Genomic DNA, 17885 nt, shown 5'->3' with positions numbered 1-17885 from the left:
CGGAAGCGCGCGGCGAGCGTCGAGCCGTGCACGCAGGCGGAGGCCCCAGACTGGCTCCGGGCGCGGCATGAAGGTGGAGTGTGTCCACGTCAGGGGGAGCACTCCATGTCCGGCGAAATCCAGGGCGCCTGGTTCAAGGCCATCCTCGGCTCGATGACGGCGGCGGCGTCGCGTTTTCCCACGCACCAGCGCACCATCAACGGCATGCGCGACGACACGTGGTACGCGTGGGAGGACTACGTGCACATCATGCGCGAGCTGCACAAGTCGCTGGGAGACCGGGCGGTGGAGGCCATCGCCCAGCGCTCGGGGATGCGCACGTTGCCGCTGGCGCGGGCCAGGGGCTTCGACTCGGTGGAGAAGGTGTTCGGAGACTTCGACTCGGTGCTGCGCTCACTGGTGAAGGGGCTGCCCTCGACGGACAGCGCGCGCACGGTGGCCTTCATGCCGCTGGCGGCGGAGCTGGAGAGCGGCTCGCGGCTGCCGGCCCCGCTGCTGTTGGGGACGTTCCGGGGCTTCCTGATGGGCTTCGGGAAGATTGTCACCGAGGCGAAGACGACGCCTCGCATGGGGATGCAGCGCTACTCGCTCAAGTGGATGTGACGCGGGCGCGGGTCACCAGGCGCTCCACGCTCCTCAGGTGGGCGCGGCCGAAGAGGAGCATGGCCAGCACGGCGCCGCAGAGGGCGAGGAACATGTCCCACTGCGCATCCCAGATGTCGCCCTGGGTGCCGAGGAACGCGTCACCGCCGGCCGGGTCCAGCGCGAGCGCGGCCCACCACTCGAGCAGCTCGTAGAAGGCGCTGATGGCGAGCGCCACCGAGCCGGTGAGGAAGTTGAGCCACCCGCCCCGACGCAGCGGCGTGGAGCGCAGCAGCACCTCGCGGATGATGAACGCGGGGAAGAAGCCCTGCACGAAGTGCCCCAGCCGGTCGTAGGGATTGCGGGACAGCTCCAGCGCGTCGCGCACCCAGTTTCCCAGGGGCGTGAGCGCGTAGGTGTAGTAGCCGCCGTAGGTCAGCACGAGGATGTGCAGGAAGACGCAGACGTAGACCCAGCGCGACATCGGGAAGCGGCGGAACGTGGCGGCCAGCGCCATCATGCCGGCGAGACCGGGGCCCACCTCCAGCAACCAGTTGAGCTTGCCGGCGGGGCTGAGGAAGAACGTGGCGATGAGGATGGGCGCGAGCACGGCCGCGAGCAGCAGCGGGGTGCGCGCCTCCTCACGGGACCCTCGCACGGGCGGATAGAACGGCGCGACGCTGTCGACGGCGGGAGCGTCGAGCGGGACTGCGGGCTGCATGGCGGGCCTTTGCTCGGTCATGTCCGGACTCGGGGAGGACGGGCGCCGCGCAGCATGGCACGGAGATGGAACGGGCGTCGCCGGGTCGCGCGCGAGCACGCACGCGGGGCATCTCTGGCAGGCTGCGCCACATGACGACGCGCATCGGCATCATCGGCACCCGGTGGGGACTCATGCACGTGGGCGCGTTCCGCGCGGCGGGCGCGCAGGTGGTGGCGCTGTGCGGCCGCTCCCCGGAGTCCACGCGCGCGGTGGCCGAGCATGAGGGCATTCCCCTCGCCACCACGGACGTCCATGAGCTGTGTGCCGCCGTGGACGCTGTCGTGGTCGCGAGCCCCGATGCACAGCACGCGACGCACCTGCTCACGGCCCTCGAAGCCGGGCGCGCGGTGCTGTGCGAGAAGCCCCTCACGCGCACCGTCGAGGACGCGCGGCGCGTCGTCCTCCGCGCCCGTGCCCTGTCGAGCCCCAGCGCCGTCAACTTCCCCTACCGCATGCTGCCACCCCTCCGCGCGCTGAAGTCCTGGCTCTCGGGACGCAAGGTGCAGCACCTCGTCGTCACGCTGCGCACCGGCTTCGTCCCGCGCCATGAATCCAACGTCGAGGACGCCTCGGGAGACTGGGGTGGCCTGTCCCACGTCCTCGATGCCGCGCTGTGGCTGACGGACGCGACGCCGCTGTGGGTACAGGCCACGCTCTCCGGTCGCCCCGTCCACACCGCCGCGCTGCACGTCGGGCTCTCCAACGGCGTGGTGCTCGTCCTCACCCACGCCGCCTGCGCGGAGCCCGGCATCCACGGAGGCTGGAGCCTGCTCGGCCAGGACTGGGAGGTGGGCTTCTCCGCGGGCTATGTGCCCGCGCGCGAGGGCTGGTGCATCTCCCCCATCCGAGGCTTCGAGCACGGCGGTTGGAGCGACGTCGCCCCCGGCGCCGAGCCCCACCCCGGACAGCTCGAACCCTGGGCCCAGGCCCACGTGGAGACCGCGCGCCGGTTCCTCGGCCTGCGAGGTCACGCGCCTTGCGACGGGCTCGCCACCGTGGAGGATGGTGCCCTCGTCCAGGAGGTCCTCGCGGCGGCGCTCCGCTCCGACTCCGAGGGGCGTCGAGTCCCCATGACGCACACCTCCAAGCACGGGTGACCCCCACCCTCGCGCTCGCTCCCCTGTCGGGCGCAAGCCATTGCAGGGGGCCCTCGTTTTCGTCTGGCGAGGGGGCCCACTAGAGTAGCGGGGGAATGTCGTCCCCCACCCCTGGCAGCGCCAACGCCCACCGTCCCGCCGAGCCGTGGCTCGAGGAGCTCGACATCCTCGTGCGGGCCCGCTACCCGCTGCTCTACCTGGTGTCGTGGGAGGAGCACCGCGTGGACGCCATCCTCGCGGAGCTGGCGCGCGCGCATGGCAAGGCGCTGTTCCAGTGGTCCATCACCAAGGGCCTGCGCGCCTCCGGCACCACGCGCGCCGCGCCGCTGCCCGACGACACGCGCAACCCCCTCGACGCGCTGGCCGCCATCGAGAAGCTGGGCGAGCCCGCGCTGGTGGTCCTCAAGGACTTCCATCCCTACCTGGAGGAGAAGGGCGTGGTGCGCGCCCTGCGGGAGCTGGCGCACTTCCTCAAGAGCACCTTCACCACCCTCATCCTCCTGTCGCCCACGCTGCTCATCCCCGTGGAGCTGGAGAAGGAGGTCTCCGTCATCGACGTGCCCATGCCCGGGTACAACGACTTGCTCAAGCTCCTGAGGGAAATCGTCGCGGTGGTGCGCCGCACGAACAAGGCGACCATCGAGCTGTCGCGCGAGCACGCCGACCAGCTCATCAAGGCCGCGCTCGGGCTGACGATGTCGGAGGCGGAGAACGCCTTCGCCAAGGCCATCGCCCATGACGGCAAGCTGGGCCCCGAGGACATCAAGCGCATCCAGGACGAGAAGCGCCAGGTGATTCGCAAGAGCGGGCTGCTCGAGTACTACCCCCCCGAGGAGTCCCTGGGGAACGTGGGCGGCCTGGAGTACCTCAAGGCCTGGCTGAGCCAGCGCACCGCGGCCTTCGGCGAGCGGGCCCGACAATTCGGCCTCCCCGAGCCTCGGGGGCTGCTGCTGCTCGGCGTGCAGGGCTGCGGCAAGAGCCTCACCGCGAAGGCCATCAGCGCGCACTGGAACCTGCCGCTCCTGCGCCTGGACATGGGCCGCATCTTCAGCGGGCTCATCGGCTCGTCCGAGGAGAACCTGCGCAAGGCCATCCGCGTGGCCGAGGGCGTGGCGCCGGTGGTGCTGTGGGTGGATGAAATCGAGAAGGGGCTGTCGGGCGTGGCCTCCTCGAGCACCGCGGACAGCGGCGTGTCCGCGCGCGTCTTCGGCACGCTGCTCACGTGGCTCCAGGAGAAGACAGCGCCAGTGTTCGTCGTCGCCACCGCCAACCGCATCGAGGGCCTGCCCCCGGAGGTGCTGCGCAAGGGCCGCTTCGACGAGATCTTCTTCATCGACCTGCCCGAGCAGGCCGAGCGCGAGGACATCTTCCGCATCCACCTGCGACGCCGGAAGCGCGAGCCCTCGGACTTCGACGTGGCGGAGCTGGCCACGCTCACCCAGGGCTTCAGCGGCGCCGAAATCGAGCAGGTGGTGGTGGCCGGTCTGTATGAAGCCTTCGCGGAGAACTCCGAGCTGGCGCAGCAGCACCTGGTGCGCACCCTGCGGGACACCTTCCCGCTGTCGGTGACGATGCGGGATGAGATTCGCCGCCTGCGCGACTGGGCCAAGGGGCGCACGCGTCCGGCCTCGTCCTCGGGCGCGCTGGTCGAGAGGGCGCCATGAGTCCCAAGCTGTCGCGCTTCCTGCACCTGGAGAAGGACCGGAGCGAGCGCTCGAAGCGCGAGCAACCCTCCCAGTTGCAGGACGGTGGCCGCCGCTTCGAGGACATCGCCGAGCGCGGCGCGATGCCCCAGGGCGACGTCCCCGAGGCCCACCTGGAGCGCTTCAAGGCGGAGGCCCCCGTGGTGCTGGAGCCGCGCGCCGCGAGCCTGGAAGAGGCCTGGGATTTCCCGCGCTGCGCCATCTGCGACTCCGACAACGGTCGCTTCGCGAAGCTCTGTCAGCAGTGCGGCGCGGACCTGGGGACACCGCAGCAAATGGAGCATCGGGCCAGGCTCGCGGCGGAGCGGCGAGAGGCGCGCGCCCGTGAACTGGGCGAGGAGCGACAGGGCGCGCTCGAACGGCTGGAGCAGGAGCGCCGCGCGGACTCGGAGCGCTACGCGTATCTCTTGGAGAAGCTGCGCGCCGAGGAGCAGTCCTACCGGGGCTGGCGCATCTTCGCGCGGCACTCCACCGTGGGCACGGGGCTCCTGGCGCTGCTGCCCAACACGCTCACGCGGTGCCTCACGGTGGCGGGCTGCGTCGGCGTGTGCGCGGGCCTGATGCGCTTCGGGACGGGAAACACCCGCGTGGTGGGCGCGTGGCTGCTCATCGTCTTCGTGCTGCTGTTCGTGCCCAGGTCGGCGTTGCGCCACCGCTGGCGCCTGCGCTGACCGCCGCCCTCTTCGAGCCGGAGAAGGAGCGCGCTCGCGACTGCTGCCGCCGCTGGCGCCTCCGTCGAGCCAGCGAGGCACCGCGTGCGCACGGGTCCTCGCGATGCTCGCGCTGACCGCTCCCCCTTCGCACCGAGGAAGCGGTCGCGCTCACACGGGCACTACCCGCCGGTGGTCTCGGTCTCCGGGGTGCTCGCCCCGTTGACGGCGATGGCGCCGGCGTTGCCGCGCATGAAGGCATCCAGCTCCGCGGGAGACAGCTCGATGGGAGCCGCCGTCGGCTTCGTGTGCGCGGGGTCGCAGACGATGAAGTTGCCCTCGGGCGTCCTGCCCACCACGGCGACCAGGTGCTGGGTGGAGCCGTGCTGGCCCTTCCACGTGTCCGCCTTCTGGTGCCACTCGTCGGGCACGCCATTCCGCAGGTCCGGCGCGCCGTCATTGTCGCTGTCGACGTAGAGGTTCCCCTCGGGGCTCACCAGCGCCTCGGGCGTCCCCTCCGGGGCCGGCTTCTTCTCCACGAAGGTGCCGGAGATGACCACGGTGCTGCCGTTGTCGATGGCCGTCATGATGGCCGTCGAGTTCGCGGCCACGCTCGACGTCGTCCCACCCGCCGCGGCCACCGCGTTCTCCACGTCCTTGAAGCCGGTGAACGTGGAGTTCTCGTTGCCGGTCCCATCCAGCGAGTACGCCAGCGTGCCGTCCTCCTTCGTGTAGACACCGTCGCTGTCCGTGTCGTCCGCCTGGTTGCCCCAGTAGCGCACCGCCTGCACGTCCGCGCCCGTGGTGCCGTTGTGCTCGATGCCTGGGATGGCCGGAATCTCCAGCCCCTCGTTGAGCAGCGCCGTCAGCGTGGAGGAAGGTCCGCAGTTGGCGTTGCTGGCGTCGCCGCCCACCTCCTTCTCGGCGGCGAACTGGTTGACGAAGACGCTCTGGTACGCGGCGGCGGCCGGCGTGGTGATGCCACCCGTGGCGGCGGGCTGCGCGGCCTCCTCCGCCGTCAGCTCCCGCGTGAACTCCGCGCTCACCCAGCCCGTCTCCCCGCCGGGCCCGCGCACGTAGATGAAGCCGTTCTTCTCCGACGACCCGCCATCCGGCGGCGTGGCCACCTCCAGCCGCGCGCCCGAGGGGAAGCTGCCCGTGGGCTTCTGGGACGTCCCCGCCTCGGGGCGGAGGTTCAGCGTGTCATCCCCCGTGGTCACCGTCCGCTTGTCCCCCGGTTGCACCTGCCCATCCCCCTGGTTCGCGGAGACCGGGGCGGCGGTGACGGGGGTGGCGGGAGGCGGGATGACGGTGGGGCTGCTGAGAATCACCGTCGGCGGCGGCATGACGTTCAAGGCCACCGGAGCCCGGGCGGGCTTGCCCTGCTCGAACGAGGACACCGCGAAGTCCACCACCGCCTTGGCCGCCGGCTGCATCGCGGGCGGCACCGCCTGCTGGACAGTGGCGTTCGCCACGGTGCGGATGATAGGACCGAGACCCCTACGAATTGCATCAGTCATGTAATTTCCCCCTCTGCTGAAAACATTCTACTCGAAATGTTTTCGCATGACCAGGGCCCGGCGTTCATCCGTCATCTGGACGCGGGGTGAGTCACGTCAGGAGGGCAGGCCGAGCGCCACCAGCGCGGCGGCCACCACCTGCTTCACGGGGATACCGGCGGCCTCGGCGACGCGGCGGCAGTCCTCGAACTCCGGATGCGCGTTGAGGACGGCGCCGTCACGCAGGCCCCGCTTCACGCGGACGCGGCCCCAGGGCGTCTCCACCTCCACCCAGTCGCGCGCCAGGGCCTGACGCTCGACGCGGTGGTAGCGCACGCCCAGGGACGTGGACTCGCGCAGGAGCAGGTCCACCGTGGTGTCGCGCAGGCCGCCCTCCACCAGCGCGCTCAAGAGGTGGCCCGGGCGGCCCTTCTTCATCACGACGGGCGCCACCCACGCGTCCAGCGCGCCCACCGCGAGCAGCCGCTCCACCAGGTGCCCCAAGAGCTGCGGCGTGGCGTCGTCCAGGTTGGCCTCCACCACCCACAGGCCCTCGGTGCGCGAGTCCTCCAGCCGCCCCAGCGACGCGCGCAGCACGTTGGGCCGGTCGCGGAAGTCCTTCGTGCCCACGCCGTAGCCCACCTTCTCGACAATGAAGTCGGGCGGGTGGCCAATCTTCGCGAGCACCTTGAGCAGCGCCGCTCCGGTGGGCGTGGTCAGCTCGCCCACGCCCTCGAAGCGCACGGGGACATCGCGCAAGAGCTCCAGCGTGGCCGGCACGGGGATGGGCATCATGCCGTGCGCCACGCGGATGGAGCCGCTGCCCAACGGCGGCGGCGCCGCGTGGACCTCCGGGTCGCCCAAGAGCTCCAGCACCACCGCCGCGCCGCAGATGTCGACGATGGAGTCCACCGCGCCCACCTCGTGGAAGTGGATGTCGTCGATGGAGACGCCGTGCACCTTCGCCTCGGCCTCGCCAATCGCGCGGAACACCGCGAGCGCCCGCTCCTTCGCGCGGGGCGGCAGCGTGGACGCGGACTCGATGAGGCGGCGGATGTCCGCGTAGGCGCGGTGCGGATGGGCCTCGCGCGCGTCCAGCACCACGTCCAGGTGCGTGCCGCTGATGGCGTGGCGCACCGCGCGGCTCACCGCCAGCTTCCAGCCCGGGACGCTCAGCCCTCGCAGCGCCGCCTCAATCGCCGCGGGCTCCAATCCCAGGTCGATGCCCGCCGCCAGGAACATGTCCCCGGCGATGCCGCCCACCGGCTCCAGGTAGAGGATGCGTCGCATGCCGCTCACCGCCGCCCCTTCGTGCGCGAGACGAGCGCGGCGTAGAAGCCCCCACCGAAGCCGTTGTCGATGTTCACCGTCGCCACGTTGGAGGCACACGAGTTCACCATCGCCAGCAGCGCGGACACGCCCTTGAAGTTGGCGCCGTAGCCCACCGACGTGGGCACCGCGACGATGGGGATGCCGACGAGCCCGCCCAACGCGCTCGCCAGCGCGCCCTCCATGCCCGCCACCACCACCGCGGCGTGGCACTCCTGAATCTCCTCCCGGCGCCGCAAGAGCCGGTGGATGCCCGCCACGCCCACGTCGTAGACGCGGCGCACCTCCGCGCCCATGGCCTCGGCCGTCACCGCGGCCTCCTCCGCCACGGGGATGTCGCTGGTGCCCGCGGTGACGATGGCCACGCGGCCCGCGCGCACCTTGCCCTGCTTGAGATGGAAGATGCGCGCCACCGGGTGGTACAGGCCCTTGGGGAAGCGGGCCACCAGCGCCTCCGCCTTGTCCGGCTGCAGCCGCGTCACCAGCACCGTCTGCTTGCGCTCCACCAGCGCGCCGACGATGCCCAGCAGTTGCTCCACCGTCTTGGGCTCGCCCAGCACCACCTCCGGGAAGCCGAAGCGCAGGTTGCGGTGGGTGTCGAGCGTCGCGTACCCCAGCTCCGCGAAGGGGAGGTCCTTGAGCTTGCCCACGGCGTCATCCACCGAGACGCGGCCCGACTTCACGCTCCCCAGGAGCTGCTTCAGCGCCTTCTCATCCATGGCGCCCCTGTACCCCGAAACGGGCTACACGCCCAGCCGCGCCAGGAGCGCCCGGGAGCTGTCGCGCTCCAGCACCAGCAACAGCTGCCCGCTCACCGGGGGCGTGGCCGCCGCCATGAAGCGCGCCTCCAGCACCACCACGCGGCCAGGGTCGCCCTCCACCTGCCCCACCGCCGCGCCCACCAGCTCGCGAGCGCTCGCCCGCCGCAGCGTGGGCACCGACGGCATCAGCCGCCAGGACGTCAGCTTGCCGATGGCGGACAGGCACGCGCTCGCGACGATGTTCGCCGCCTCCGACACCGCGCTGTCGCGCTCGGCCTGCCCGCACTCCTGCGCGCCCAGCAGCAGCGTCTCCAGCGCCTGCGCATCCGAGGCCGGCAGGGCCAGCATCAGCACGCCCCTCAAGGCGCCCGTGATGGCGAGCCAGGCCGCCACCGCGGACGCGTCGCCGCCCAACAGCCCCGCGGCGTCCTCGGGGCCGGTGAGCACCACGCGGGGGACGGACAGGTCCACCTGACGTCCGCCCATGAGCCGGGAGAGCGCGTTGGCCGCATGGCCGCAGCCGATGTTGGCCACCTCGCGCAGGGCATCGAGCTGCGCATCGCTGGGAAGAGGCAGGCTCACGCGGACAGTAACCTCGGAACATCCAGGATGAAGACCGGACGGCCGCTGCCGAGGATGGTCACCCCGGAGAGGCCGGGCAACAGGTCCAGCGGGCGCGACAGCGGCTTGAGCACCACTTCCTCCTGGCCGAGCAGCCGGTCCACGCCCAGCGCCACCCGTCCGGAGTCCCCCTCCATCACCACGAAGGGCCGCACCCCGCGCAGGCCGGGCGCCGGCACACCGACGAGCGAGTCCAGCGCGTGCACGGGCAGCAGCGAGTTGCCATGCGGCAGGAGCGCCGTCTCGCGGCTGCGGCTGAGCGCGTCGCTGTCCGCCTCCGTGGCGCCCACCACCTTGGCGATGGGCAGACCGAAGACCTCCTCGCCCACCTCCACGAGCAGCAGGTGCACCACCGCCACCGTCAGCGGCAGCCGCAGCGTGAAGCGCGTGCCCCGGCCCGTCTCGCTGTCGATTTCGAGCGTGCCACCCACGCTCTCCACCACGCGCTTGACGGCGTCCATGCCCACGCCTCGGCCGGAGATGTCCGTCACGTCCTTGGCCGTGGACACGCCCGGCAGGCACGACAGCATGAAGGCCTCGCGGTCCGTCATCCGCGCGGCAGCCTCCGGGGTGAGCAGGCCGCGCGCCACCGCGGCGGACTTCAGCTTCGCGGGGTTCATTCCGCGGCCGTCGTCCTCCAGCTCGATGATGACGCGGTCCCTGGCGCGCTTGACGCCACGAGCACGCGCCCGCGCGGGCCCTTCTTCGCGGCGACGCGCTCCTCGGGCGACTCCAGGCCGTGGTCGATGCAGTTGCGCAGCAGGTGCAGCAGCGGGTCCGCCAGCTCGTCGAGGATGGCGCGGTCCAGCTCGATTTCGGCGCCGGTGATGACCAGGTCGACCTCGCGCTCCTTGCGCCGGGCGATGTCGCGCGCGGCGCGGGGGAGCCGGTCGGTGATGAGCGACAGCGGCGTCATGCGCGCCGTCATCACCTTGTCGTGCAGGTCCTTCACCAGCGTGTGCAGCCGGTAGACGCCCTCCTCCAGCGCGGGGCGCACGTTCTCCGGCAGCACCTTGCCCACCTCGCGCAGGCGCGCCGTGGCGAGCATCAGCTCACCCACGGTGTCGAGGAAGTAGTCGAGCAGCTCCGTGCGCACGCGCACCGTGCGCGACGAGGAGTCCGCGCCCACGCCGCGCCCCGCCTCCGCCGCCGACGCCGGGGCGACCACGGGGATGGGGACCGCCACGGCGGGCTTCACCGAGACGACGTCCACCTCGGCCACGTTCTTGAGCGACTGCTGGATGCCCGCCTCGCCCACGGACGTCTCCAGCTCCAGCTGGATGTAGCCGTCCGGGATGCGACCGGCCTTGAGCTCCTCGAGCGCGGGCCGCAGGTCCACCAGCGTGCCCAGCGTGGTGAGCCGCTTGTGCACCAGGAAGGCGCGCACGCCGGGCACCTGGCACGTGGGGGAGATGCGCAGCCGCACCGCCCAGCGCTGCGTGCCGCCTTCGGGGCGCTCGCCGGGCAGCGGCGCCGTGGAGGCCGCCTTGAGCGCCGTGCCCAGGTCGTTCAACGCCACGTCACCGAGTCCGAGCGGGGCTCCCGTGGACGCGTTGCCGTGCGGAGAGGATGCGGGCGCGCCGATGCCGAGCACCTCGCGCACACCGCCGACCCCCGGGTCCAATGAGGTCAGTCGGGGGGGGACCGGCGACTGGGGACCGAGGTCCGCGCCGCTCGTGCCCGTGGAGCCGTTCAACGGGGAGGACGTGCTGGGAGCGGCACCGGACGCAGACGCGGGACCACTGGCCGTGCCACCCGGTGAACCGTTGCCGCCCGTCGAGCTCACGCCGCTCGTCGAGCCTGCACCGTCACTCGCGCCGCCAGACGAGCCCGCACCACCTGACTCGCCCGTCGCGCCCCTGCTGCCCGCCCCCGGGCCGCCGGTCGCGCCCGAGCCACCCGCGCCAGCACCACCATCCGTCGAGCCCGCGCCGGAGGAACCACCACCCGTCGCACCCGAACCACCCGTCGAGCCCGCGCCAGAGGCGCCACCACCGCCTGCGCCGGAGCCACCCGTCGAGCCCGCGCCCGAACCACTCGCGCCGGAGCCACCCGTCGAGCCCGCGCCCGAACCACTCGCGCCGGAGCCACCCGTCGAGCCCGCGCCCGAACCACTCGCGCCGGAGCCACCACCCGTCGCGCCCGAGCCGCCAGTCGTGCCCGAACCACCCGTCCCGGAATCACCACCCGTCGCGCCCGAACCACTCGCGCCAGAGCCACCACCCGCCGTGCCCGTGCCGCCCCCGGAGCCGCCCGAGGAATCTCCGCCGTCGGAGCCCTCCGGCTTGAGCACGGTCACCTTGGCGACGCGCGTGGCGGTGGGGGCGTGGCCCGTCATCGTGGTGACGCGGGCGGCGAGCTGCGCCAGGAGCGGGGCGGCTTCATCCGGAGGATGGCCCTCGGCCACGGCGCGCACCTGCGCCAGCAGCGTGTCCGAGGCACTCAGCAGCAGGTCCACCAGGTCCCGGTCCAGCCGGCTGCGGTCCTGCCGCACGGCGTCCACCAGGTCCTCCACCCGGTGCGCCAGAATCGCGATGGGCTCGAAGCCCATCGACGACGCCATGCCCTTCACGGAGTGGGCGTGGCGGAACATCGAGTCCACCGCGCTCGAGGACCCCTCGCGCTCCAGCTGTACCAGGTCCCTGCCGAGCGCCTCGAGGTGCTCGGTGGCCTCCGAGATGAAGAGGCCCAGGTAACGGGACATGTCCATCGTCATGCCCGACCTCGTTCAGAAAGCGCCGAGTGACCGCCCGCGGGCGACGTCGCTCACGCCCCTCCCACTCCCAGGACCTTCTTCACCACACCCAGCACGTCCTCGGCGCGGAACGGCTTGACGATGAAGTCCGAGGCGCCCGCCTCGATGGCCTCCATCACCAGGCTCTCCTGACCGAGCGCGGAGCACATGATGACCACCGCGCTGCTGTCGTGCTTGATGATCTCCCGCGTCGCCTCGATGCCGCTCTTGAACGGCATGACGATGTCCATCGTCGTGAGGTCGGGCTTGAGCTCCTTGTACTTCTCCACGGCCTCCAGGCCATTGGCCGCTTCGCCGACGACCTCGAACCCTCCAGACGCGAAGATGTCCTTGATCATGTTGCGCATGAAGATGGCATCGTCGACGACCAGGACCCGCTTAGCCATGTGAAGAACTCCGCCTCCGAATCGCCTAGCCTAGAGGAGCGCGCACACTAGCACCCGCGCTTTCCAGGGGGCTACTCACTTGGAATGGGTGAACAAGGCAACCACCGCGGCGTCCAGTCCCTCCGGGTCCAGCACGGTCACTCCCAGCCCACCCAGCCGGGCGACGCCACGGATGGCCGGTGTCGACTTCCCCGGCGCCGTGCTCACCCGCTCGACTGCCTCGATTCCATCCACATCCGTCACCAACAGTCCCAGATCCCTCCGGCCGCGGTCCAGAAGAACCACGCGGGACGGCGGCGAGGCCCCATCCGGGAGCCCCAACAGCTGGCGCAGCTCCACCACCGTCACCACCCGGCCCCGCAGGTTCATCACCCCGGTAATCGCAGCCGGTGCACGCGGCACCCGGGTGAAGCGCTCCGGAGGCACGACGACCTCCCGCACCGCCGACAAGGGCAGTCCGTAGCGCTCCTTCTCCACCCGGAAGATGACGTGCCGCACAGAGGTCGTGTTGTATCAGCTTTGCATTGAGCGGGACGCCGTGGCGCGTCGCGCCGTGCGGGGCCGCTTCACCCCGGACGCCACTTTCCTCGCGGACGGTTTGTCTGCCGCCGCAGCCACCTTCTTGCCAGGACGCTTCACCTGCGCGCCCGAGGTCTTCGAGCCTGCGGGTGCCGCCTTCACCCCCACGGCCTTCGCCTCCACGCCCGTCGACTTCACGTTCGCGCTCACCGTCTTCGGCTTCGTGGCGGCTGGCTTCAGCTTCGCGTCCGACGACTTCACCTTCGCGCTCGCGGTCTTCGGCTTCGTGGCGGCTGGCTTCACCTTCGCGCCCGTCGACTTCGCCTTCGCGCTCACCGTCTTCGGCTTCGCGGCGGCGGGCTTCAGCTTCGCGCCCGTCGACTTCACCTTCGCGCTCGCCGTCGTCAGCTTCGCGGCGGCGGGCTTCACCTTCGTGCCCGACGACTTCGCGCCCGACACCGTCGACTCCGCGCCCACCGCCTTCGTCTTGCTCGCGGCGGACTTCTTCACCACGGACGCACCGTCCCCCAGGGACTTGGGCGCCACGGCGCGGAAGCTCTCCTGGATCCACAGGGCCATCAGCTCCACCGGGACCTCCTGTCCGGGGGAGAAGCGCGCCGTCACCCAGCCGCTCTTGCCCAGGCCGTAGCCCGTGGGCTCGGCGAACGGGAGCATCAGCGCCGCCTCGTTGGACGTGGGCAGCTTGGTCGTGACGCGCAGCCCCTCCTCGTCGAGCACGAGGATGGCGAACATCTTCCCGCGCACCTTCGCGGTGCGGTGTCCCCAGGGGAACTCCTCGGTGACGTCCGGCAGGGCGAGCATCACCTCGCGCAGCCGCGCCTCCGCGGCGCCCAACACGACGGTGGCGCCCTGGCTCATGGCCCCAGACGGAAGCTGCGCACCACGCTCTGCAGCTCGACGGAGAGGTTGGTCAGCTCGCTCGCCAGCGACGTCATCCGCGACACGGCGGCCGTCTGCTCCTGGATGACGGACTGGATGGCCTCGGTGGAGGCGGCGTTGTTGCGCGCCACCAGCTTGATCTCCTCGATGGCCTTCACCATCTCCTCGCTGCCCTTGTGCTGCTCGCGGGTGCTCTCGGAGATGAGGTGCACCTTCTCGGAGCCCTTGCGGATGGTGTCGGTGATGGCGCCCATGGAGCGCACGATGTTGGTGAGGTCCTCGCGGCCCTCCGCCAGCTCCGCGATGCCCTCCTTCATGGCGCTCACCACGGACGTCGACTGACCGGAGATGTCCCGCGCCAGCTTGGAGATCTGCTCGGCGGAACGGCCCGCGCTCTCCGCCAGCTTGCGCACCTCGTCGGCCACCACCGCGAAGCCTCGGCCGTACTCACCCGCGCGCGCCGCTTCAATCGTCGCGTTGAGCGCCAGCAGGTTCGTCTGCTGCGCCACCTGGGTGATGGCGTCGACGATCTTCGAGATCTCCTGCGTCTTCTCGCCGAAGGCGAACACCTGCTGGCTGGCGGACTCGATGCGGTTGAAGACCTTCTTCACCTTGTCGCCGGCCAGCCGCGCCGCCTTGGAGCCATCCTCCGCCGCGCTGCTCGTCTCCGCCGTCGTGCGCGCCGCGTCCTCCGCGCTGCCCGTCGTGCGCTGGATGCTGCTGGCCATCTCCGTGATGACCTTGGAGGCCTTGGACACCAGCTGCGACTGCGTCTCCGCGCCGCCCGCGATGATGTTCATCGACGAGCCCACTTCCTCCGTGGAGCCGTTGACGTTCTCCGCCGAGCGCTGCAGGTCGATGGCCGTGTCGGCCACGCTCTTGGCCGTCTCTTGGATCTTGCCCACCAGCTCGCGCAGGTTCTCCTGCATGCGGATGATGGCGCCCGTCAGCTCGTCGATTTCGTCGCGCGTGCTGCCGCCCTCGGCGGCCACGGGCTTGGACAGGTCGCCCTGCGAAATCTCGTACGCGGAGTTGCTCAGCACCTTCACGCGCGTGACGCGCGCCAGCAGCGACGGCAGCGCGAAGGCGGCCAAGCCCGTGATTCCGATGGCCCCGAGCATCCGGATGGCCACCTTCCACTCCGCCACCTGGTCCAGGCCCAGCATCTCGACCAGCCCTTGCGCCAGCGGCTCCGAGGCGACCATCCAGATGGTGAGCGCCAGTCCCAGCACCACGTAACCCTTGGTGATGCTGGACTGGAGGGAGACCACCTTGGTCGTACGACGCCCGTCCACCGCGGCGCGCACCAGGCGCTGCAGGGGCTCGCGGCGAGGCGTCAATCCGGGGGCAGTGTCGTCACGTAGGGGACGGCGCACGGGATGCTTTCGGGGGAGGGGCGGAAGCGCCCTGGGTTTAGCCTTGCTGTCGGGCAGGGTCAATCCACCCGGGAGGCTTGTCGGAAGTGGTCGAACCCGCCCGGCCGGCGCACGTCGCGTCCGGACTCGTCGTGGATCACCCACCCCACCCCCTCCGAGAGCGCCCCCACGCGCGTCACCGGATGGCCGCCCCGAGCACACGCCCGCTCGAAGGCACGCCCCCGCGCCGAGGGGACGGCCATGAGCAGCTCGTAGTCCTCCCCGCCCGCCAGCGCCCCCTCGGGGCCCAGCTCCCGCCGCACCGCGGCCGACATCGGCAGCTTCGCCAGCTCCACCACCGCGCGCACCCCGGACGCGGTGCACAGGTGACCCAGGTCCTGTGCAAGACCATCGGAAACATCCAGTGCCGCGGATGCGAAGCGCGCGGCGAGCTGGCCCAGGGCGACGCGAGGTCGGGGTCGGCGTTGGCGTTGGACGCTGGCGCCGCGCTTCACCCCGGCGCGCAGGTGGGCGAGCCCCAGCCTCGCGTCGCCGAGCGTGCCGGACACGTAGAGCCAGTCACCGGGCCGGGCCCCCGCGCGGGTGAGCGGAGGGCGGGAGAGCTCGCCGGTGGCGGTGATGGTGATGGACAGCTCGCGCGCGGAGGTGAAGTTGCCGCCCACCAGCGCCACGCGGTGCTCGCGGGCGAGCGCCGCCATGCCCCGGGCGATGCCCGACAGGTGCGCGGGAGGGAAGTCCCTGGGCAGCGCGAGCGCGCAGACGAACCAGCGCGGCGTGGCGCCCATGGAGGCCACGTCCGAGAGGTTCACCGCGAGCGCCTTGTGGCCGATGTCCGCGGGGGAGAAGGACGCGCGGGTGAAGTGCACGTCCTCCACCACGGCGTCGGTGGTGACGCACAGCGCCCCGCGCGAGGGCGCGAGCACCGCGCAGTCGTCCCCGGGGCCCACCGGCACCCGGGCCTTGGGGAAGTGGCCGAGGAAGCGGCGGATGAAGTCGAACTCACCAGGCATCGTCCGACAGCAAAGACCAAGGGCGCGTCTATTGGAAGACGCTGAGGCCCACGCCGGGCACCTCGCCCCCGTGCAGCCAGGTGGCCACGGCGTCGCCCCTCGCGCCCACGGCCACGTGCGCAAAGCCCGTCTGTGCGGAGGTCTCCGTGTCGAGCCAGGTCGCGGGTCCCCAGCCTCGGCCGAGGACGTAGCGACTGGCGGCGATGCGCCGGCCGCCCTCGACCTCCTGGGTCCAGACGGCGAGCGACTCCCACGCGCTCACCGACACCACCCGCGGGTCCAGGGCGACGAGCCCCTTCGGCGGCGGGGCCACGTCCTCGCGCGGACGGAAGCCGCGGGTGAAGTCGAAGGGCCGGCTGGACAAGCGGGTGACGCCGTCGCGCGCGCGGGGCCAGACCACCAGGGTGCGTCCCTCCCGCTCCGCCGTGGCCTGGGCCGCGCCGGAGCTGCCGAGGACCTCCTCCAGGCGCTCGGGCGTGGACCAGCCCGAGCCGGGCACGAAGCGCCGCGCCCACAGCTCCACCTCCACCGCGCCCAGGCCGCTCCACAGCGCGAGCGCCGTGCCGCCCGGCCCCGCCACGGGCTCCGCGTAGAAGCCGTCCACGCCTGGAGGGCTCAGGCGCTCCGCGGCGCTCCAGCCCTCGGAGGGGGTCCACCGGCTGAACCACGCCACGGGGATGCCCTCCAGCTCGTCGAAGCGGTCCCACCCCACCACCACGTGGCCGTCCGAGCTCACCGACACCCGAGGCGCCAGGGAGAAGCCCGGCGCGGGCGTGTCGATGCGGCGCGCGGGCTCCCAGCCCGTCGAGGGCGAGCCGCGGGTGGTCCAGACGTTCTCGCTGAACGTGTCGCCGTCGAACTGCGTCCAGATGACGGTGAAGCCGCCCGCCGCGTCGCGCGCGAGCTCCAGGTGCGTCGCGTCTCCCAGGGGATGCGCCAGCACGCGGTCCGCCTTGCTCCATCCCTCGCCCGGCACGTGCCGCGCGGACCACAGCTGCGTCGCCGTCGAGCCCTCGCTCTGGAGCCACATCAACAGCACGCGGCCCTCGCCGTCGGCGACGACCTGCGGCTGCCGCACCCGGAGCTCGTCGTCCGGGAGCTCGCGGAAGAGGTCCACCTTGCGCGCGGAAGACCATCCCGTGGTCGGCGTGTACTCGCTGGCCCACAGCCACGCGTCGAGTCCGTCGTTCTCGGTCCACACCGCCATCGCGCGGCCGGACTCCGTCACGGCCACCCGGGGCGTCGCCACCTCCAGGCCCGGAGTCCCCACGAGACACGGCGTGGCCCACCACGAGCGGCCCGTCAGGTCCACCGCGGCCCGCGCCGATGGCGCCACGGACGAGAGCCCCGTACGAGCACTCCACGCCTCGAGCCGCTCGGAAGTCCCCGCCCGCGAGAGCTCCGCGTGAGTTCGCCACGAAGCGAAGTGCTCGGGCGCCTCCACAGACAACGCGCGCGCGCGCCCCTCGCCAGCCCGCCACGTCTCGGGCGACCCCGACGACCATCCCCGCGCAAGCCCCGCTCGGGCGCTCCCCGCCTCGAGCCGCTCGGGCGCTCGCGCCCCCACCGACGACGACGTGCGCGCAAGCCCCGCTCGGGCGCTCCCCGCCTCGAGCCGCTCGGGCGCTCGCGCCCCCACCGACGACGACGTGCGCGCGAGCCCCACGCGGGCGCTCCCCGCCTCGAGCCGCTCGGGCGCTCGCGCCCCCGCCGACGACGACGTGCGCGCGAGCCCCACGCGGGCCCTCCACGCCTCGAGTCGCTCGGGCGAGCGCACCCGCAGCGGCACCTGCCCTGGCCTCCCGGGCTCCACGGCGGCGGGACGCTCCGGACAGAAGCCCGGTGGCGGTGGCCGGGGCGGCCCGTCGCCGCAGGCCAGCAGGCCCATCACCAGCACGCTCATCACCACCGTGTTCCGCATCCGTGCTCCTGTC

The 17885-nt window shown here is 72.0% G+C and carries 15 protein-coding genes and 1 pseudogene; 4 read left to right on the top strand and 12 right to left on the bottom strand.

Features of this window, described 5'->3' with window-relative positions; genetic code table 11:
- Positions 1 to 105: 105 nt before the first annotated feature.
- Positions 106 to 603 (top strand): hypothetical protein, encoded by a 498-nt coding sequence (locus OWM54_RS26000; RefSeq protein ID WP_223782750.1) that lies wholly within the window; start codon positions 106 to 108, stop codon positions 601 to 603.
- Here OWM54_RS26000 and OWM54_RS25995 read toward each other — a convergent pair.
- Positions 590 to 1303, bottom strand: a complete 714-nt coding sequence (locus OWM54_RS25995) for a DUF2238 domain-containing protein (RefSeq protein WP_267699243.1) — start codon at positions 1301 to 1303, stop codon at positions 590 to 592. The genes OWM54_RS26000 and OWM54_RS25995 overlap by 14 nt on opposite strands.
- A gap of 131 nt (positions 1304 to 1434) precedes the next feature.
- Between OWM54_RS25995 and OWM54_RS25990 the strand changes: the two genes are divergently transcribed.
- The 3 genes from OWM54_RS25990 (at position 1435) to OWM54_RS25980 (ending at position 4816) form a co-directional block, all read left to right on the top strand.
- Positions 1435 to 2442, top strand: coding sequence for a Gfo/Idh/MocA family protein (locus OWM54_RS25990; protein WP_267699242.1), 1008 nt, complete (start codon positions 1435 to 1437; stop codon positions 2440 to 2442).
- A gap of 95 nt (positions 2443 to 2537) precedes the next feature.
- Entirely contained in the window at positions 2538 to 4106 is a 1569-nt protein-coding gene (locus OWM54_RS25985) for an AAA family ATPase (RefSeq protein ID WP_223750699.1), read from the top strand.
- Positions 4103 to 4816, top strand: a complete 714-nt coding sequence (locus OWM54_RS25980) for a hypothetical protein (protein WP_267699241.1) — start codon at positions 4103 to 4105, stop codon at positions 4814 to 4816. Before OWM54_RS25985 ends, OWM54_RS25980 begins: the two co-directional genes overlap by 4 nt.
- A 161-nt stretch (positions 4817 to 4977) precedes the next feature.
- Here the strand turns inward: OWM54_RS25980 and OWM54_RS25975 are convergent, their stop codons facing one another.
- The 11 genes and pseudogenes from OWM54_RS25975 to OWM54_RS25925 form a co-directional block, all read right to left on the bottom strand.
- Complete coding sequence (locus OWM54_RS25975) at positions 4978 to 6270, bottom strand: SH3 domain-containing protein (protein ID WP_267699240.1); 1293 nt, start codon at positions 6268 to 6270, stop codon at positions 4978 to 4980.
- Positions 6271 to 6411: 141 nt separating this feature from the next.
- Positions 6412 to 7584, bottom strand: a complete 1173-nt coding sequence (gene larC / locus OWM54_RS25970) for a nickel pincer cofactor biosynthesis protein LarC (protein ID WP_267699239.1) — start codon at positions 7582 to 7584, stop codon at positions 6412 to 6414.
- Positions 7585 to 7589: 5 nt separating this feature from the next.
- Complete coding sequence (gene larB, locus OWM54_RS25965) at positions 7590 to 8342, bottom strand: nickel pincer cofactor biosynthesis protein LarB (RefSeq protein WP_046716500.1); 753 nt, start codon at positions 8340 to 8342, stop codon at positions 7590 to 7592.
- Between the two features lie 24 nt (positions 8343 to 8366).
- Positions 8367 to 8966, bottom strand: a complete 600-nt coding sequence (locus OWM54_RS25960; protein ID WP_223750695.1) for a chemotaxis protein CheC — start codon at positions 8964 to 8966, stop codon at positions 8367 to 8369.
- Positions 8963 to 11721 (bottom strand): annotated as a pseudogene (locus OWM54_RS25955) (chemotaxis protein CheW). Before OWM54_RS25955 ends, OWM54_RS25960 begins: the two are co-directional and overlap by 4 nt.
- A 50-nt stretch (positions 11722 to 11771) precedes the next feature.
- Positions 11772 to 12146 carry a response regulator gene (locus tag OWM54_RS25950; RefSeq protein WP_046716503.1) on the bottom strand — a complete coding sequence of 125 codons (375 nt, stop codon included), beginning with the start codon at positions 12144 to 12146 and terminating at the stop codon, positions 11772 to 11774.
- Positions 12147 to 12221: 75 nt separating this feature from the next.
- A complete protein-coding gene (locus OWM54_RS25945; RefSeq protein ID WP_046716504.1) occupies positions 12222 to 12644 on the bottom strand; it encodes a chemotaxis protein CheW in 423 nt (140 codons plus the stop codon).
- Positions 12645 to 12659: 15 nt separating this feature from the next.
- Positions 12660 to 13544: an MmcQ/YjbR family DNA-binding protein gene (locus OWM54_RS25940; RefSeq protein ID WP_267699238.1), complete on the bottom strand. Its 885-nt coding sequence runs from the start codon at positions 13542 to 13544 to the stop codon at positions 12660 to 12662.
- On the bottom strand, positions 13541 to 14884 hold the full coding sequence (locus OWM54_RS25935) for a methyl-accepting chemotaxis protein (RefSeq protein ID WP_255653669.1): 1344 nt from the start codon (positions 14882 to 14884) through the stop codon (positions 13541 to 13543). The genes OWM54_RS25940 and OWM54_RS25935 overlap by 4 nt, the downstream gene beginning before the upstream one ends.
- Before the next feature lie 116 nt (positions 14885 to 15000).
- Complete coding sequence (gene thiL / locus OWM54_RS25930) at positions 15001 to 15951, bottom strand: thiamine-phosphate kinase (RefSeq protein WP_223750691.1); 951 nt, start codon at positions 15949 to 15951, stop codon at positions 15001 to 15003.
- A 28-nt stretch (positions 15952 to 15979) separates the two neighbouring features.
- Complete coding sequence (locus OWM54_RS25925; protein WP_267699237.1) at positions 15980 to 17872, bottom strand: hypothetical protein; 1893 nt, start codon at positions 17870 to 17872, stop codon at positions 15980 to 15982.
- Positions 17873 to 17885: the final 13 nt, after the last annotated feature.

The sequence above is a fragment of the Myxococcus sp. MISCRS1 genome, assembly GCF_026626605.1.
Classification (GTDB): Bacteria; Myxococcota; Myxococcia; order Myxococcales; family Myxococcaceae; genus Myxococcus; species Myxococcus fulvus.
The sequence above is the reverse complement of the archived record's forward strand: the minus strand, read 5'-3'. Positions and strand labels throughout refer to the sequence as shown.

Bases quoted from the DNA above. Each gene is read 5' to 3' on its own strand.
- larC (WP_267699239.1), bottom strand. From the start codon at position 7,584: ATGCGACGCATCCTCTACCTGGAGCCGGTGGGCGGCATCGCCGGGGAC.
- thiL (WP_223750691.1), bottom strand. From the start codon at position 15,951: ATGCCTGGTGAGTTCGACTTCATCCGCCGCTTCCTCGGCCACTTCCCC.
- OWM54_RS25995 (WP_267699243.1), bottom strand. From the start codon at position 1,303: ATGCAGCCCGCAGTCCCGCTCGACGCTCCCGCCGTCGACAGCGTCGCG.
- OWM54_RS26000 (WP_223782750.1), top strand. From the start codon at position 106: ATGTCCGGCGAAATCCAGGGCGCCTGGTTCAAGGCCATCCTCGGCTCG.
- OWM54_RS25990 (WP_267699242.1), top strand. From the start codon at position 1,435: ATGACGACGCGCATCGGCATCATCGGCACCCGGTGGGGACTCATGCAC.
- OWM54_RS25980 (WP_267699241.1), top strand. From the start codon at position 4,103: ATGAGTCCCAAGCTGTCGCGCTTCCTGCACCTGGAGAAGGACCGGAGC.
- OWM54_RS25950 (WP_046716503.1), bottom strand. From the start codon at position 12,146: ATGGCTAAGCGGGTCCTGGTCGTCGACGATGCCATCTTCATGCGCAAC.
- OWM54_RS25985 (WP_223750699.1), top strand. From the start codon at position 2,538: ATGTCGTCCCCCACCCCTGGCAGCGCCAACGCCCACCGTCCCGCCGAG.
- OWM54_RS25925 (WP_267699237.1), bottom strand. From the start codon at position 17,872: ATGCGGAACACGGTGGTGATGAGCGTGCTGGTGATGGGCCTGCTGGCC.
- larB (WP_046716500.1), bottom strand. From the start codon at position 8,342: ATGGATGAGAAGGCGCTGAAGCAGCTCCTGGGGAGCGTGAAGTCGGGC.
- OWM54_RS25940 (WP_267699238.1), bottom strand. From the start codon at position 13,544: ATGAGCCAGGGCGCCACCGTCGTGTTGGGCGCCGCGGAGGCGCGGCTG.